The organism is Phenylobacterium zucineum HLK1 (genome assembly GCF_000017265.1).
Taxonomy (GTDB): domain Bacteria; phylum Pseudomonadota; class Alphaproteobacteria; order Caulobacterales; family Caulobacteraceae; genus Phenylobacterium; species Phenylobacterium zucineum.
Map to the genome: position 1 here is coordinate 3,080,715 of NC_011144.1, position 16,238 is coordinate 3,096,952.

Sequence of the window (16,238 nt, forward strand, 5' to 3'; positions counted from 1 at the left end):
CTCTCTTCTAGGCCCTCGGCAGGATCAGGGCGACCCTCAGGCCCGGGCCCTTGTCGTCCACCTTGCCCGGTCCCTCGCTCAGCTCCAGGCGCCCGCCGTGCGCCTCGGCCACGGCGGCGACCAGCGACAGGCCGAGGCCCGCGCCGGGCTCGTTGCGGCTGTTCTCGAGGCGGACGAAGCGCTGGATCACCCGTTCGCGGTCGTGCTCGGGCACGCCCGGGCCGGTGTCGGTCACCGAGAACTCCACCTCGCCCGACGAACGGCGGCGCACGCGCAGCATGATCGCCCCGCCGGCCGGCGTGTACTTCACCGCGTTGTCCAGGATGTTGGCCAGGGCCTGGGCGAGGAACTCGCGGTTGCCGCGGATCGTCAGGCCCTGGGCGAACTCGGCGGCGAAGTCGATGTCCTTGTCCTCGCAGAGCGGCTCGTACAGCTCGGCGATGTCGGCGCCCAACTCGGCGGGGTCGAATACCTGGGGGTCCGGCGCCTGGCCCGCGGCCTGCAGCCGGGCGATCGACAGCACGGCGCCGAAGGTCTTCAGCACCCCGTCGGTGTCCTCCAGCGCCTGGGCCAGCGCCTGGCGCGGGTCGCCCTTGCCCGCCTCCACGTCGAGATAGGCCGCTTCCAGCCGCGCCCGCAGCCGCGTGAGGGGCGAGCGCAGGTCGTGGGCGATGGCGTCGCCGGCGTGCTTGTGGCCCGCCATCGACCGCTCGAGGCGGTCCAGCATCTCGTTCACGCCCTGGGCCAGCTCGTCGAACTCGTCGCGGGTGCCGCGGACGTGGGCCCGGGCGCCCAGTTCGCCGCCGCGCACCCGGTCCACCACGTCGGTGAGGCTGGCCATGGCGCGCGAGACGTTGCGGCTGACGAGGATGCCGCCGGCCAGGCCCAGCACGACCACCAGCACCACCGCGCCCCACAGCGCGTTGACGATCTTCGCGACGTAGGCTTCGTCCGCCCCCACGTCGGCGCCGACGAACAGGATCTGCCCGCCCGAGAGCCGCTGCTGCAGGCCGCGGGCGGGATGCTTCACCTCGCGCCCCTGCACGTCGAGGTCGGTGACCTGGAAGGTCGCCCAGGCGGGTTCGCCGGTGAACTCCTCGACCGGCGACTCCTCGATGGAGCCCGAGATCCGCTCGCCGTTGCGGGTCATCAGGAGGTAGAGGAAGGGCCGCTCGCTGGCCGCCCGCTCGATCAGCGACTGGTTCACCGCATCGACGCCCGCGCGGTCGTAGACGTCGGTGAGCGAGCGCATCTCGCGCCGGATCTCCTGGTCGGTCCGACGCGTCGCCTCCCCGGCGGTCGCCACATAGATGTAGGCCAGGAAGGCCGAGGCCGCGCTGGCGAACAGCGCCAGGAACAGCAGCGTCAGCCGGAACGGCGTCGTCCGGAAGATGCGCGGCAGGCGCATGACGCCGCGCCGGACCTAGGCGTCCAGCCGGTAGCCCGCGCCGCGCACGGTCTGCAGCATCGGCCGGTCGAACCCCTTGTCGATCTTCGAGCGCAGCCGCGAGATGTGCACGTCGATGACGTTGGTCTGCGGGTCGAAGTGGTAGTGCCAGACCTTCTCCAGCAGCATGGTGCGGGTCACCGACTGGCCGGCGTGGCGCATCATGAACTCGAGCAGCTGGAACTCGCGCGGCTGCAGGTCGATCTCCTTGCCGGCGCGGTGCACCGTCCGGGCGATCAGGTCCATCTCGAGTTCGCCCACCCGCAGCAGGGTGTTGACCGAGCCGGTGTCGCGGCGCCGGGCCAGGGCCTCGATCCGGGCGATCAGCTCGGGAAAGGCGTAGGGCTTGACCAGGTAGTCGTCGGCGCCGGCCTGCAGGCCGTCGACGCGGTCCGCCACCTCGCCCAGGGCCGAGAGGAACAGCACCGGCGTGCGGTCGCCCTCGCGGCGCAGGGTCTCCACGAGAGTGACCCCGTCCATCTTGGGCATCATCCGGTCGACGATCATCACGTCGAACTCGCCGTCGCGGGCGGCCTTCAGACCCTCCTCGCCGTCGGCGGCGCTGACGCAGTCGTGGCCGGCCTCGGTGAGGCCGCGGACCATCACGCCCGCCGCCTCGAGGTCGTCTTCGACGATCAGGATCCGCATGTGATTCCGCCCCCCGGCTGCATGGTCCGAGCCTAGCCCGAAACCTTCAGCGGCAGGAAGGACGTCCGGCCGTTCCGGAAGACGCCCACCAGCACGCTGGTGCGGCCGGCCTTCTTGGCCTCCTCGACGACGGCGACCAGCTCGGCCGGGCTGTTGATGGCCCGGTTGTTGGCCCGGGTGATCACGTCGCCGCGGCGCAGGCCCTTGCTGGCCGCGTCGGAGTTCTGGTCGACGCTCTCGACCACCGCCCCGCGCACGTCGGCGGGCAGGTTCAGCCGGCTGCGCATGGCGTCGGTGACCACGCCGAGGGTCAGGCCGAGGGCCGAGGGGCTGGCCTGGGGCTGGCCCTCGCCGCCGGGCGCGCCCTGGCCGCCGAGGTTGTCGTTGGCGGCCGCCAGCTCACGCTCGGACGGACGCGTGCCGGCCCGCACCTCCACCGTGCGGCGGCGGCCTTCGCGGATCACGTCGAGGCGCAGGCTGTCGCCCGGCTTGGCCCGGGCCACCTGGCGGGTGAGCTCGGAGGACGAGCGCACGGCCGTCCCGTTGATCGCGGTCACGACGTCGCCCACCTGCAGGCCCGCGCGCTGCGACGGTCCGCCCGGCGTCAGGTCGGCCACGATGGCGCCCTTCTGCTCGCCCAGGCCGGCCGCCTCGGCCATCTCGGTGGTGAAGTTCTGGATGGTGGCGCCGATGTAGCCGCGCTCGATCTTGCCGCCGCGGATCAGCTGCTTGGTCACCGAATCGGCGAGATCGGCGGGGATGGCGAAGCCGATGCCGACCGACCCGCCCGAGGGCGAGAAGATCGCGGTGTTCACCCCGATCACCCGGCCGTAGACGTCGAACGTCGGCCCGCCCGAGTTGCCCCGGTTGATGGGGGCGTCGATCTGGATGTAGTCGACGAAGGTCTCGCCGATGTCGCGCCCGTAGGCCGAGATGATCCCGGCCGTGGCGGTGCCGCCCAGGCCGAACGGGTTGCCGACGGTGATCACCCAGTCGCCCACCCGCGGGCGCGCCGAGTTCTCGAAGTTCACGAACGGGAACGGGCCCTTGCCGTTCTTCACCTTGATGACCGCGATGTCGGTCGCCTCGTCGCGGCCGACGACGGTGGCCTCGAGCTCGGTCTCGTCCTTCAGGACGACGGTGATCTTCTCGGCGTTCTCGACCACGTGGTTGTTGGTGACGATGTAGCCGTCGGCCGAGATGAAGAAGCCCGAGCCCGCCGACTGCTGGGTCGGCAGGCGCGGCTGGCCGCGCTCGGTTTGGCCGCCCTCCTCGTCCTCGCCCCCGTCGGGCTGGCGCGGGATCAGGTTGAACGGGAAGCCCGGGATCTGCCGCAGGTCGCTCGGATTGACCCGGCTGGTCACGTTGATCGAGACCACCGCCGGCGAGACGCGATCGAAGATGTCGGCGAACGACATGGGCGCGCCGGGCGGCGGCGCGAAGATCGGCGTGGTCGACGCCTTGATGAGCCCGGCCTGCGGCTGGTCGGCCCGCGCCTCCGGCATCCGCATGCCCGCGCCCGCCACCGCGGCGGCCATCACGCCGGCGCCGGCCACGGCGCCCAGGAGGTAACCCGTCTTCTTCGAGGTCATAAGCCTTCAGTTTCCCTGTGCGCCCCGCACGTCCGCGGCGCGCCCGAACAACCTAGGTCCGATGCACGGAAGTGCAACGCTCCTCAAGTTACGTTTCGGATAGCCTGCGCGCAGCTTCGCGTCCGATCTTGGGCGCAAACGTGTCAGGTCTGTTCCGGGTCCGAAAGACGCTTCAGTCGATCGGCTTCTTCTTTTGACAGGTCCGGCTCGGGACTTTTCGCGCCCAGCCTGCGCATGAGGAGCGCCACGCCCGCCGCGAGCACGAGGAAGGGGCCGATCCAGAGGGCCAGGTTCCAGGCGTTGAACGACGGCGTCAGCAGCACGAACTCGCCGTAGCGGTCGGTCAGGAAGCGCTTGATCTCGTCCTCGCTGCGCCCGGCGCTGACCTGCTCGCGCACGATGCGGCGAAGGTCCTTGGCGAGCTCGGCCTCGGAATCGTCGATCGACTCGTTCTGGCAGACGAGGCAGCGGACATCCTTGAAGATCTCGCGCGCCTGCGCCTCCTGCGCCGGGTCGGCCAGCCGCTCGGCCGGGTCGGACGCCGCCGCGATCGAGAGCACGCCCGCCAGGGCGGCGAGGATCAGCTTCAGCCTCATGCGCGCGCCTCCCGCCGGCCGCCGACGCCCAGGCGCAGGCGGCGGTCGGAGAGCGACACGAACCCGCCCAGGGCCATGATCGCGGGCCCGATGAAGATCAGGCTCGCCCAGGGATTCCAGTAGGCGCGCACCAGCCACACCGGCTCGGGGCCGCCGTCGCGCCGCTCGCCCAGCACCACGTAGACGTGGCTCATGCCGCGGTAGCAGAGGCCGACTTCCGAGGTCGTCTGCCCGCCGGCGGTGTAGAGCCGCCGCTCGGGCGCGGCCCGGCAGATCACCTCGCCGTCGCGGGTCACGGTGACCGCGCCGCGCTCGGCCTCGTAGTTGGGACCTTCGACCGCCTCGATGGCGTCCAGGGTCACATGGTAGGCGCCGGCGTCCAGCGCCCCGCCGATCGGCAGGGTCTCGGCGGCCTCCACCTTCCACGTGGTCTCGAACACCGCGCCCAGGACGAAGACGCCCAGGCCCAGGTGCGCCAGGGTCATGCCCCAGGCGCCGCGCGGCAGGCCCCAGAGCCGGCGCCAGCTCTCGGACGCCGGCGCGCGGAAGGCCCGCACCCGCTCCAGGATCTCGGCCAGGGCGCCGGCGATCAGCCAGGCCCCCAGCGCCACGCCCGCCGCGCCCAGCGCCTTGCGCGGACTGACGAGGGCGATGGTCAGGAGCCCGGCGCCGAGCGCGATAAGGGCGGCGAGCCACAGCCGCTGCATCACCCCGCGCGCGTCGCCGCGTTTCCAGGCCAGCAGCGGACCGGCCGGCAGCAGGATCAGCAGCGCGGCCATCAGCGGCGTGAAGGTCAGGTTGAAGTAGGGCGGCCCCACTGAGATCGCATCGCCGGTCGCGGCCTCGCGGATCAGCGGGAACAGGGTCCCCAGCAGCACGGTGGCGGTCGCCGCCGTCAGCAGGATGTTGTTGAGCACCAGCGCGCTCTCGCGGCTCACCGGCGCGAACACCCCGCCCTGGGGCAGGCTGGGGGCGCGCCAGGCGAAAAGGGCGAAGCCCGCCCCCGCGGTGACGCCCAGGATCATGAGCAGCAGCACGCCGCGGGTCGGGTCCACGGCGAAGGCGTGCACCGAGGTCAGCACGCCCGAGCGCACCAGGAACGCTCCCAGCATCGAGAAGGTGAAGGCGGCCAGGGCCAGGAACACGGTCCAGCCCGGCAGGGCGCCGCGCTTTTCGGTCACCACCGCCGAGTGCAGCAGGGCCGCGGCGACCAGCCACGGCATGAAGCTGGCGTTCTCCACCGGGTCCCAGAACCACCAGCCGCCCCAGCCCAGCTCGTAATAGGCCCAGAACGAGCCCAGCATGATGCCGAGGGTCAGGAAGCTCCACGCGGCGAGGGTCCACGGCCGGACCCACCGCGCCCAGGCGGCGTCGACGCGGCCCTCCACCAGGGCGGCCACGGCGAACGAGAAGACCACCGACATGCCGACGTAGCCCGCGTAGAGGAACGGCGGGTGCAGGGCGAGCGCCGGGTCCTGCAGCAGCGGGTTGAGCGAGCGGCCTTCGACGGGCGGCTCGGCCAGCCGCATCAGCGGGTTCGAGGCGAAGACCGTGTAGGCCAGGAAGACGACGCCCAGCATCCCCTGGGTCGCCACCGTCACCGACCGCAGGCCGCGCGGCAGGCTGCGTCCGAGGCCCGCGGCGGCGGCGCCGAAGCCGGTCAGCGCCAGGCACCACAGCAGCATCGAGCCCTCGTGGCTGCCCCAGGCGCCGGCGATCCGGTAGAGCAGCGGCTTCTGCGAGTGCGAATTGGCCGCCACGTTGGCGACCGAGAAGTCCGAGGTGACGAAGGCCGTCACCAGGGCGGCGAAGGCGACCGCCACGCCGAGGAACGCGCCCAGCGCCGCCCCCTCGCCCGCGCCCGCGAGCACCGTCGAGCGGCGCAGGCGCGCGGCGATCGAGAGCCCCGTCTGGGCGATCGACAGCGCCAGCGCCAGCATCAGGGCGAAGGCGCCGGCCTCGGCGATCATCATAGGGCGTCGCCCTGGTGTTCCGGCCGCTGGCCGTCGCCGTACCACTCGCCCTGTTCCTTCAGGGCCTTGGACACCTCGCGCGGCATGTAGCGCTCATCGTGCTTGGCGAGCACGCGCTTGGCCTCGAAGACGCCGTCCTCGCGGAAGGCGCCGATGGCCACCACCCCCTGGCCCTCTCGGAACAGGTCGGGCAGGTCGCCCTGGAAGAGCACGCGGTCCTCGGCGTCCTGGTCGGCCACCGTGAACTCCACCCGCCCGTCGGGATGCTTCACCACCGAGCCGGCGGCGACGAGGCCTCCCAGCTGGATCGAGCGGCCCGGCGCGGGCCTGGCCGCCTCGGCCTGGGACGGGGTGTAGAAGAACGAGATCGAGTCCGAGAGGCCCCACAGGGTCAGGCCCGCGGCCACGGCCAGCACGGGGGCGATGGCCGCGACCAGCATCAGCCGCCGGCGGGCCTTGGGGGACTTGGGCAACCAGCTCATTCCATCGGCGCCGCGCGCGCGGCCTCCTCCAGTTGTTGCAGCACCTGCGGACGGTCGGCGTAGCGGGCTCGCGCCGTCGCCAGAGCGGCGTCGCGCCGCGCGTCCTCGCCCAGCACCGAATACGAGCGGACCAGCCGCACCCAGCCTTCGGGATCGTCGGGGTTTTCTTCCAGACGCGCGGCTAGGCCCTCGACCATGCCGCGGATCGCCTCGGCCTGCGGACCCACCGCCGCGGCGGCCGCGCCCCGGCCCTCGGCCTTGGCGATGGCGGCCTCGACGATCTCCCTCCGCGGCTCATCGGCCGGCACGTCGGCCAGCAGGGCGCGCAGCTCGGCGGCGCCCTCGGCGCGCTGGCCCGCCTCCACCTTGGCCTGGGCCAGGTAGAAGCGCGCCGCCGGATCGCCCGGCTCGCGGCGCAGCAGGTCCTCGAACACCGCCCGGGCGTCGGCCTCCACCTTGCCGCCGGCCTGGTAGACCAGGGCCTCGCCCAGGCTGCGCCGCAGGTCGGTGCGGTCCGGGGCCAGCTCGACGGCGCGGCGCAGCGCCCGCACGGCGGCCGGGACGTTGCCCGACTGACCCTCGGCGAGCGCCAGGAACCGGTAGCCCTCGGGATCCGCCGGCCGGGTCCTGATCACGTCGCGCAGCACGGCGGCGATCTCGGCGGCGCCGAGGGTCGAAAGGTCGGCGGCCTTCCACTCGGCCAGGCGCTGGGCGTAGGGGCGGTCGGGATAGCCCGGCGCCCCCAGCGCCAGATAGAGCCCGAGCGTCAGGGCGGGGACCGCCACGACCGCGGCCAGCACGCCGCCGCGCCCGCGCCCCTCGCCGGCCCAGGCGTCCTTCGGCGCATCGGCCGCGGCCAGCAGCCGACGGGCGGCCTCGGCGTGGGCGCTCTTGCGCTCGGCCTCGCCCATCAGGCCCCGGTCGGCCAGTTCGTCGATCTCGGAGAGCTGCCGGCGGTAGAGGACGGCGGCGGGATCGCCCGCGGCGTCCTCGGCCGCGGCGCCTCTGGCGCGCATCAGGATCAGGGCGGCGGCCGCCGCGGTCAGCACGCCCGCGACCACCCAGAACAGGATCATGGCGGCGGCTTTAGCCGAAACCCCGCGCGGGCGCGAGTGCGTCTCTTCTACGCGTCTGTCCTACCCGTCGGCGGCGAAGGGCAGGTCCGGGTGGGTCGCGGCGGCCGTGCGGCGGCGGACGAGGTCGGCGGCCTTCTCGCCGCGCACCAGCAGCGAAAGGTCGGCGGCGACCTCCAGGAACGCCTCGGCGACGTGCTCGTCCTCGGCGTCGCCGGTCTTCAGAAGGTCGACGGCCTCGTCGACATAGGAATCCAGATGCTCGCCGACCGCCTCCAACATCTTCAGGCGGGCGGCCGAGAAGCCGCCGTAGTTGGCGCTGGAGCGGATCTCCTGGGTGAAGTGCAGGAGCGCCACGGCGCGGGCGGTGGTGCGCGGGTCGGGCGGCAGGGTCAGGCGCGGGATCGCCCGGCGGATGCGGCGCAGCCGGGCCGGCTCGGTCGGCAGGGCCAGCTTCACGTGCTTCTCGGCGTCGCGCAGGCGTCCTTCCACGACGCTGGCCAGCGAGGCCTTCTGCTTGGAGATCCGGTGCCCCCAGCCGTGGTCGCGCGACAGGTCGATGTAGGTCTCGAGCTCGGCGATCTGCAGGGTGATCACCTCGACCAGCTTGCCGGCCCGGCGCGCCGCCTCGGGCCCGCCGTCCAGGTCGAACTTGGCGATCGACTTCAGGGCGTTGTCGATGTCCTCCAGCAGCCGCTCGCCGAAGCCGGCCATCTCGGAATCGGCGAGATAGCGCTCGTTGGGCTTGTCCATCACCTCCGAGATGATGCGCAGCACCATCCACGGATGAGCCATCTGGGCGGCCAGCATTTCGAAGAACCGCGGCCCGGCGTCCTCGGCGATGGCGACGGCGTCCTTGTAGGCGAGCCTGGCGGCGGCCGCGGAGCCTTCGCTGAACGAAGCCAGCCATTCAGGGATGCGGCGGCTGGCCCGGCGCACCACGGGCGCGAGATCCAGACAGGAGGCCAGCAGCTCGGCGCCGTTGGGCCGGGCCGCGTCGGCCAGTTCGGCGGCCTCGCGGAAGCCGGCGTGCTCGCGCGAGCGGACCGCGTAGGCGGCGATCCGGACGAGCTGGTCGAAGGACTCTTCCGAGCTCTCCTCGGGGTCGTAGGTCTCGAAGGTCTCGCGCGCCTCCTCCACCTCCTCGGGCGCGGTGGCGCGAAGGCCCCGCCACAGCAGGGCGAGGACGCGGGCGGGGAAGGTCAGGGCGCGTTCGTCGCGGCCGTCGCCCACGCACATGGGCGCGATCGGCTGCAGGACGGTGTTGCGCAGGCGCCGCTCGTCCACCTCGGACTCGACGAGACGCCGGACGCTGCCCAGGGCGGAGTCCTCGCTGGTCTCGGCGAGCGCCATCTGGAGATTGCCCACGACCTTGTCCGGCGCGGCTTCCACCAGCGTCCTGACGATCTCGATCTTGCGCTCCGACAGCGCGGCCATGGGTCCCCGGTCTCCGGCGGGGACACGGCCCCGCAGACTGGAATGTCGCCGCCGGGGGTTAAGGTTTTCCCAAACTTAAGGTTGACGGGCTTCGCCTCCCGCGGGCGGGCGCGTCAGGCCGCGGCGCGGGGCAGCCGGACAGAGAGCAGAAGGCCGCCGAGCGCGCTGTCGCCCAGCTCCAGCGAGCCGCCGTAGGCCCGCGCCAGCTCGTCGACGATCGACAGGCCGAGGCCCGAGCCGGGGGCGTTCTCGTCCAGGCGCGCGCCGCGACGGATCACCTCCTCGCGCCGGTCGGGAGGCAGGCCGGGGCCGTCGTCCTCGATGGTGAGCATCAGGCGCATCTCGTCCTCGGCGGCGGCGCGGACGCGGACCTTGCCGCGGCACCACTTGCCGGCGTTCTCCATGCCGTTGCCGGCGATCTCCAGCAGGTCCTGCCGCTCGCCAAGGAAGAACAGGTCCTCGGGCGCGTCCCAGTCGATGGTCACGCCCTTGTCGCGGAAGATCCGTTCCAGCGTGCGGGCGAGCTCGTCCAGCACCTCGGCGACGCTGGTGCGCTCGCCCTGGCCCTGGGTGCGGGCCGCGGCGCGGGCCCGGCGCAGGTGGTGGTCGACCTGCTGGCGCATCACCTCGGCCTGGCGGGCGACGACCTCGGCGAGTTGCCCCGGCTGCTGGCCGGCCTCGGTCATCATGACGCTGATCGGGGTCTTCAGGGCGTGCGCCAGGTTGCCGACGTGGGTGCGCTGGCGCTCCACGGTCTCCTGGTTGTGCTTCAGGAGCGCGTTCAGCTCCTCGGCCAGGGGCGCGAGCTCGGTGGGATAGCCGCCCTGCACCCGCTCGGCCTTGCCGCGGCGCACGTCGCCCACCTCGCGCTGCAGGCGGAAAACGGGGCGCAGGCCCACCTGCACCTGGATGACCACCGCCCCCACCAGCCCGGCGCTCAGCAGGCCGAAGGCCAGGGCCGTGGCGGCGATGAAGTTGCGCACGTCGCGGTCGATCGGCTCGCGGTCCTCGGCGGCCACGAAGATCACCGGCGCCTCGCGCCCGTACAGCAGCGTCCAGCGGGCGAGGCCCCGTACGCGCTCGCCGGGTTGGGGGCCCATGACGTCGAAGGCCACGGGACGGGAGGGGTCGGCCCGCAGGCGCTCCACCAGGTCCGGCGGGGTGCGCAGCTCGGAATCCCAGATGGAGCGGGAGGGCTGGATCAGCCGCACGCCGCCGGCGTCGGTGGGCTCCAGGATCGCCCAGTAGCGGCCAGAGAACGGCCGCAGCGCCCGCTGGTCGGTCAGCGCGGGGGCCACCACCTCGCCGTTCTCGACGGTGGAGCCCGAGATCATGTTGTCGACGAGGTCGGAGAGGTTCTGGTCGAACCGGCGCAGGGCGGCCTGCTGGAACAGCAGCGCCAGCACCACGGCCACGATCACCAGGGCCGCGAAGCTCCAGCCGACCGCCAGCAGCACCAGCCGCCGCGCCAGCGAGGGCCGGCGCAGGGCCTCGGGGGCCAGGGTCCGGAAGGCGCGCTGGAGGCTAGGTCCCCGCAGTCTCCGCCCCCATTTCGTCCTCCGGACAGATCAGCCGGTAGCCCAGACCGCGGACGGTCTCGATCCGGTCGGCGCCGATCTTCTTCCGCACCCGGCCGATGAAGACCTCGATGGTGTTGGAATCGCGGTCGAAATCCTGGTCGTACAGGTGCTCCACCAGCTCGGTGCGGCTGATCACCCGGCCCTGGTGCATCATCAGGTAGTGCAGCAGGCGGTATTCCAGCGACGTCAGGCGGAGCGGCTCGCCGTTGACGCTGGCGCGCGCCGCCCGCGGGTCCAGCCGCAGGCCGCCGCACGACAGGTTGGGCGTCGCGTGGCCGGCCGAGCGGCGCAGCAGGGCGCGCAGGCGGGCCAGCAGCTCCTCGGTGTGGAACGGCTTGGTCAGGTAGTCGTCGGCCCCGGCGTCGAAGCCAGCCACCTTCTCGCTCCAGGCGCCGCGCGCCGTCAGGATCAGCACCGGCGTGGCCATGTTCTCGCGCCGCCAGCGCTCCAGCACCGACACGCCGTCCACCTTGGGCAGGCCGAGGTCGAGGATGATGGCGTCGTAGGGCTCGGTCTCGCCCAGGAACTGGGCCTCCTCGCCGTCCGGGGCGTGGTCGACCGCATAGCCGGCGTCGGTCAGCGCCAGCTTCAGCTGCCGCGACAGGTCCGGATCGTCTTCAACAAGCAGGATGCGCACGTCCCGCGTCCTTCCGTTCTAGAGTTCCCGTCCGCCTCAGCCGCCCTGCCGGCGCATGACCTGCCCCGACTCGGCGTCGACCACGAACACCACGACCCGCCCGTTATCGAGCTGCCACTGGACGTAGTAGGCGGGCCGGCCGCCCGCCTCGCCCATGGTGGTGTTCAGGTGGCGGCCCGGCGTGCGGGCGCCGATCGAGGCGAGAACGCGCGACAGCGGCACCTGGCGTCCCGAGCGCACGCCCTCGCGCGCCTGGTCCTGGTCGCCCCGCCCGGCGCCGAGCGCAGGTCGGCCTTCCTGGGCGACCGCTGCGGCCGGGGCCGCGGCGCCCGCCAGCAGGACGGCTATGGCGAAGAGGCGTTTCATGGGGTCCCGTTTATCCGTCGGGGACTGAACCCCGCCTGAACGCTGATCTTAGACTAGGTTGGTTTAGCCGCGTCGTCGCGGCGTATAGGGCCGCGACTTGCGCATGTCTTCGGCCAGCATCTCCAGCGCGGGATCGGGGGCGTCCGGCAGGGCGACCACCAGCCGGGCGAACAGGTCGCCCCGGCGGCCCTGCGCGTCCGTCAGGCCCTTGCCCTTCAGCCGCAGCTTCGCCCCGGTGTTCGAGCCCTTGGGGATGGTCAGCGTGACGGGACCGTCCGGCGTCGGCGCCTCGACCTTGCCGCCCAGCACCGCGTCGTAGAGCGTCACCGGCAGGTCCATGACCAGCACCTCGCCCTCGCGGCGGAAGACCGGATGCGGCTGGATCGTGAGCTCGATGAAGGCGTCGCCCGGTCCCGAGCGGCCCGGAGCGCCCTGGCCGCGCAGGCGCAGGGTCTGGCCCTCCTGGGCGCCCTTGGGGATGGTGACGTCGACGGTGCGCCCGTCCGAGAACGCGATCCGGCGCTTGCCGCCCCGGATGGCGTCGATCAGGTCGATCTCCAGCTTGGCGCGCACGTCGGCGCCGCGCTGGGAGAAGCCGCCGAAGCCGCCGCCGGCCCCGCCGCCGCGGCCGCCCCGGCCGCCGCCGCCGAACATCTCGCCCAGGATGTCGCCCAGGTCGACGCCCTCGAAGGTCTCGGACCGGTAGCCGCCGCCGCGCCCGCCGAAGCCGCCGCCCGGCGGTGGACCCCATGGCCCGCCCGCGCCGCCGGCCCCGCCGAATCCGCGGAAGGTCTCACGGCCCTCGGCGTCGATCTCGCCGGCGTCGAACTTCTTGCGCTTCTCGGGATCGCCGATGATGTCGAAGGCCGCGCTGACGCGCTTGAAGCGCTCCTCGGCCTCCTTGTTCCCGGGATTGGTGTCGGGATGGTTCGCCTTGGCGAGCTTCCGGAACGCCTTCCGGATCTCGTCCGCCGTGGCCGCCCGTGAGACGCCCAGCTCCTGATAGGGGTCGCGCGCCAAACTCTAAGAACCTCTGCGAATGACCATCTGCCGAGTGCGACTTCTAGATTGGACGCACGGCTCCGTCACGCAAGCCTGCATGTGATAAAAATGCAACAGCCTTGCCGGATGGCCCGCAGCACTCGATGTTCCGCCCGAGCCGGAGGGATTGGATGGCGTCGCCGCAGGGCCTGAAGTCTTTATTCTCATTCCGCGGACGGGCGAGCCGCCGCGAGTTCTGGAAGGTGCTGGCCGCCACCATCGTGCTGGGATGGGGCCTGTCGCTGGTGGCGGCGGCGCCCGGCGCCCAGGTCGTCGCCATCCCGTTCAGCTTCGCCGTCAACCTCGCCCAGTGGGCGGTCATCGCCCGGCGGCTGCATGATCTCGGCCGATCCGGCTGGTGGCAGATCCCGGCGACCGCGCTGGGCGTCGCCGGCGCCGTGCGGATGATGACCATGGGACCTTCGGGCATCGAGGCCGATCCGGGCCTCGCCACCGCCATGATGGGCGCCATGGCGCTCTACTTCGCCTTCATCGTGGTGGTGGGCGCGACGCGCGGTTCGGACCAGCCCAACCGCTGGGGCCCGCCGCCGGCCGCCTGATCAGTCGTCGCCGCGCTCGATGACGAGGTCCCAGGCGGCGAAGTCGAGGGCGTCCTCGAGATCGGCCAGCGCCGCCTCGCTGATCGTCTGGCCGCGGACCGAGATCCCGGCGCGGTGGACGCTCTCGGGATCGCCGCTGATCAGCGGATGCCAGTCGGCCAGGTCCCGCCCCTCGTGCAGGCGGCGGTAGGCGCAGCTCTTCGGCATCCACTCCAGCGCCTCGATGTTGTGCGGCGTCAGCTTGATGCAGTCGGGCACATGGGCCTTGCGGTTGGCGTAGTCGCTGCAGCGGCAGACGTCCGGGTCGAACAGCTTGCAGTGGACCCGCGTCGGGATCACCTCGCCGGTCTCCTCGTCCTCGAAGCGCACCAGGCAGCAGAGCCCGCAGCCGTCGCACAGGCTCTCCCACTCGGCGACGGTCATCTGCTCGAGGGTCTTTCGGCGCCAGAACGGGTCACGCGGCATCGCGCCCATGTAGGCCGCCTCGGCCGCGGACAGAAGAGCGACCTTTCGCCTGCGGCGGGGAACCTCTATCTCCGGCGGCCCATGAGAGCCCCCGCGAGAGCCCCCGCGCCCATCCTCGCCCTGAAGGACGTCCGCCTGGCCGACGGGCCGCGGATGCTGTTCGACGGGGTCGACCTCGGCCTCGAGCCGCGCGTGCGGGCCTGCCTCGTCGGCCGCAACGGCGCGGGCAAGTCCACGCTGCTGCGGATCATCGCCGGCCAGATCGAGGCCGACGACGGCGAGCGGGTGATCAGCCCCGGCGTGCGGGTGTCGCTCGTGCCCCAGGAGCCCGAGATCGCCGGCGGAACCCTGCTGGACTATGCGACGGGCGGCGGCGCGCCGGCCCACCGCGCCGAGGCCGAGCTGATGGCCTTCGGCCTCGATCCCGCGAAGGCGGCGCAGGGCCTCTCGGGCGGCGAGACCCGGCGCGCGGCCCTGGCCCGCGCCTTCGCCGAGAATCCCGACGTCCTGCTGCTGGACGAGCCCACCAACCACCTCGACATCCTGGCCATCGAGACGCTGGAGCAGGCGATCGCCGCCAGCCGCGCCGCGGCCCTGATCGTCAGCCACGACCGCGCCTTCCTGGAGCGGGTGACCCAGCGCTGCTTCTGGCTGGAGCACCGCCAGGTCCGCCGCCTGGACCGCGGCTTCGCCGAGTTCGACGCCTGGGTCGAGAAGATCGAGGCGCAGGAGGCCGAGGAGGCCCGCCGGCTCGACAAGGCGATCGAGCGCGAGCAGCACTGGCTGGCCCGCGGCGTCACCGCCCGCCGGGCGCGGAACGAGGGCCGCCGCCGCCGCCTGATCGCCATGCGGCAGGCCAAGTCCGAGCGGCTGAAGGAGGCGCGCGGGTCCCTGAACATGGGCCTCGCCAGCTCGGGGACCTCGGGCCAGCGGGTCGTCGAGGCCAAGGGCCTTTCAAAGGCGTTCGGCGAGCGGGTGATCCTGAAGACGTTCTCCACCCGCATCCTGCGCGGCGACCGGGTGGCGATCGTCGGGCCCAACGGCGCGGGCAAGACCACGCTGGTGAAGCTGCTGCTGGGCGAGCTCGCGCCCGACGCCGGCGAGGTGAAGCTCGGGACGAACCTGGCGGTCAGCTACATCGACCAGGCGCGCGGGGCGCTGAAGGAGGACATGACCGTCCGCGACGTGCTCACCGAGGGCGGCGGCGACCAGGTGATGGTGCGCGGGGCCCCCAAGCACGTGAACGCCTACGCCAAGGACTTCCTATTCACCGACGCCCAGCTGCGCCAGCCGGTGAAGAGCCTCTCCGGCGGCGAGCGCAACCGCCTCCTGCTGGCGCGGGCCCTGGCGAGCCCGGCGAACGTGATGGTGCTGGACGAGCCGACCAACGACCTCGACATGGACACCCTCGACCTGCTCGAGGACCTGCTGGCCGACTACGACGGCACCCTGATCCTGGTCAGCCACGACCGCGACTTCATCGACCGGCTGGCCACCTCCACCATCGGCCTGGACGGGACCGGGCGGGCGGTCGAGACGCCGGGCGGCTGGCAGGACTTCCTTTCCCAGAACCCGGGCTTCTTCGGCCGGGTGGAGCCGAAGCCCGAGCCGGCGAAGGCCGCGCCCGCGCCGCCGCGCGCGGCGGCCGCACCCGCCAAGCTGTCCTACAAGGAGCAGCGCCGGCTGGCCGAGCTGGACGCGCTGATCCACGACCTGCCGGGCAAGATCGCGACGCTGGAGACGGCGCTCGCAGATCCCGAGCTCTATGCCCGCGATCCGGCCGGTTTCGAGCGGTTCAGCCGCGCGCTGGAGGCGGCCCAGGCCCAGCTCGCCGCGGCCGAGGAGGAGTGGCTGGCCCTGGAGGAGCGTCGCGAGGCGCTGGAGGCGGGCCGGTAGCGCTTTCCTGTGGATAAGCCCAGGCGCTTGAATCCACGCGCGAAACGGTCGCCCGTCCCGCGGTTGTTAACAGTTTCTTCACGGATTCTTGACGCCCGGCGCACATGGAGGCGCTTTCGGGCGCTTGCCTCATAGCGGGTTCGGGCGCACCGTCAAGTCGCCGAAAGGAACTGCGGCGCAGGCGGACGGAGAAGCTGGCGACAGCGGACCCCGAAACCAAGCGAGCGGAGTGTCCAGCGGACGCAACGAACCGGGGCGACCCGGAACCTGCGACCCCGCGAAGACATCGGCGGTGAGGGAAAACACCCGGGGCGACCCGGAACCGAACTCGCCGCTGGCCTTGCCGGCGCAGATCCCCCAACGGATCTGGATGAGAGGGCGACGCCCCGGGAAACCGGAGCGCCGCCCTCTTGCTATGGGGCCCCTTCCAACCTCGGCTGCAGCG

General features: G+C 72.5%; 15 protein-coding genes. 2 read left to right on the forward strand and 13 right to left on the reverse strand.

Translation table 11 applies throughout. From position 1 onward, the window contains the following. Positions 1-7: 7 nt before the first annotated feature. From PHZ_RS14900 to PHZ_RS14955, 12 genes are all read right to left on the reverse strand, one after another. Positions 8-1,408, reverse strand: coding sequence for a sensor histidine kinase (locus PHZ_RS14900; protein WP_012523234.1), 1,401 nt, complete (start codon positions 1,406-1,408; stop codon positions 8-10). A 15-nt stretch (positions 1,409-1,423) separates the two neighbouring features. After that, complete coding sequence (locus tag PHZ_RS14905; RefSeq protein WP_012523235.1) at positions 1,424-2,095, reverse strand: response regulator transcription factor; 672 nt, start codon at positions 2,093-2,095, stop codon at positions 1,424-1,426. A 32-nt stretch (positions 2,096-2,127) separates the two neighbouring features. Next, positions 2,128-3,687, reverse strand: coding sequence for a Do family serine endopeptidase (locus tag PHZ_RS14910; protein ID WP_012523236.1), 1,560 nt, complete (start codon positions 3,685-3,687; stop codon positions 2,128-2,130). Positions 3,688-3,830: 143 nt separating this feature from the next. Further along, positions 3,831-4,283 (reverse strand): cytochrome c-type biogenesis protein, encoded by a 453-nt coding sequence (locus PHZ_RS14915; RefSeq protein WP_012523237.1) that lies wholly within the window; start codon positions 4,281-4,283, stop codon positions 3,831-3,833. Further along, positions 4,280-6,253, reverse strand: a complete 1,974-nt coding sequence (locus tag PHZ_RS14920; RefSeq protein ID WP_041374276.1) for a heme lyase CcmF/NrfE family subunit — start codon at positions 6,251-6,253, stop codon at positions 4,280-4,282. Before PHZ_RS14920 ends, PHZ_RS14915 begins: the two co-directional genes overlap by 4 nt. Further along, positions 6,253-6,738: a cytochrome c maturation protein CcmE gene (ccmE, locus tag PHZ_RS14925; protein ID WP_012523239.1), complete on the reverse strand. Its 486-nt coding sequence runs from the start codon at positions 6,736-6,738 to the stop codon at positions 6,253-6,255. The genes PHZ_RS14920 and ccmE overlap by 1 nt, the downstream gene beginning before the upstream one ends. Beyond that, positions 6,735-7,814, reverse strand: coding sequence for a c-type cytochrome biogenesis protein CcmI (gene ccmI, locus PHZ_RS14930; RefSeq protein ID WP_041373586.1), 1,080 nt, complete (start codon positions 7,812-7,814; stop codon positions 6,735-6,737). Before ccmI ends, ccmE begins: the two co-directional genes overlap by 4 nt. Before the next feature lie 60 nt (positions 7,815-7,874). After that, on the reverse strand, positions 7,875-9,248 hold the full coding sequence (locus PHZ_RS14935) for a hypothetical protein (protein ID WP_012523241.1): 1,374 nt from the start codon (positions 9,246-9,248) through the stop codon (positions 7,875-7,877). Between the two features lie 113 nt (positions 9,249-9,361). After that, complete coding sequence (locus tag PHZ_RS14940) at positions 9,362-10,705, reverse strand: ATP-binding protein (RefSeq protein ID WP_012523242.1); 1,344 nt, start codon at positions 10,703-10,705, stop codon at positions 9,362-9,364. Between the two features lie 67 nt (positions 10,706-10,772). Continuing rightward, on the reverse strand, positions 10,773-11,465 hold the full coding sequence (locus PHZ_RS14945; protein ID WP_012523243.1) for a response regulator transcription factor: 693 nt from the start codon (positions 11,463-11,465) through the stop codon (positions 10,773-10,775). Positions 11,466-11,501: 36 nt separating this feature from the next. Next, on the reverse strand, positions 11,502-11,831 hold the full coding sequence (locus PHZ_RS14950; RefSeq protein ID WP_012523244.1) for a PepSY domain-containing protein: 330 nt from the start codon (positions 11,829-11,831) through the stop codon (positions 11,502-11,504). A gap of 63 nt (positions 11,832-11,894) precedes the next feature. Then, complete coding sequence (locus tag PHZ_RS14955) at positions 11,895-12,851, reverse strand: DnaJ C-terminal domain-containing protein (protein WP_012523245.1); 957 nt, start codon at positions 12,849-12,851, stop codon at positions 11,895-11,897. Between the two features lie 152 nt (positions 12,852-13,003). Here PHZ_RS14955 and PHZ_RS21830 point away from each other — a divergent pair, with 152 nt between their 5' ends. After that, positions 13,004-13,432, forward strand: a complete 429-nt coding sequence (locus tag PHZ_RS21830) for a DUF805 domain-containing protein (RefSeq protein WP_012523246.1) — start codon at positions 13,004-13,006, stop codon at positions 13,430-13,432. Here PHZ_RS21830 and PHZ_RS14965 read toward each other — a convergent pair whose 3' ends face one another. Continuing rightward, positions 13,433-13,897: a YcgN family cysteine cluster protein gene (locus tag PHZ_RS14965; RefSeq protein WP_012523247.1), complete on the reverse strand. Its 465-nt coding sequence runs from the start codon at positions 13,895-13,897 to the stop codon at positions 13,433-13,435. Between the two features lie 81 nt (positions 13,898-13,978). On the opposite strand from PHZ_RS14965, the gene PHZ_RS14970 reads away from it, so the two are divergent. Continuing rightward, positions 13,979-15,793: an ABC-F family ATP-binding cassette domain-containing protein gene (locus PHZ_RS14970; protein WP_012523248.1), complete on the forward strand. Its 1,815-nt coding sequence runs from the start codon at positions 13,979-13,981 to the stop codon at positions 15,791-15,793. The last annotated feature ends 445 nt before the right edge of the window (positions 15,794-16,238 follow it).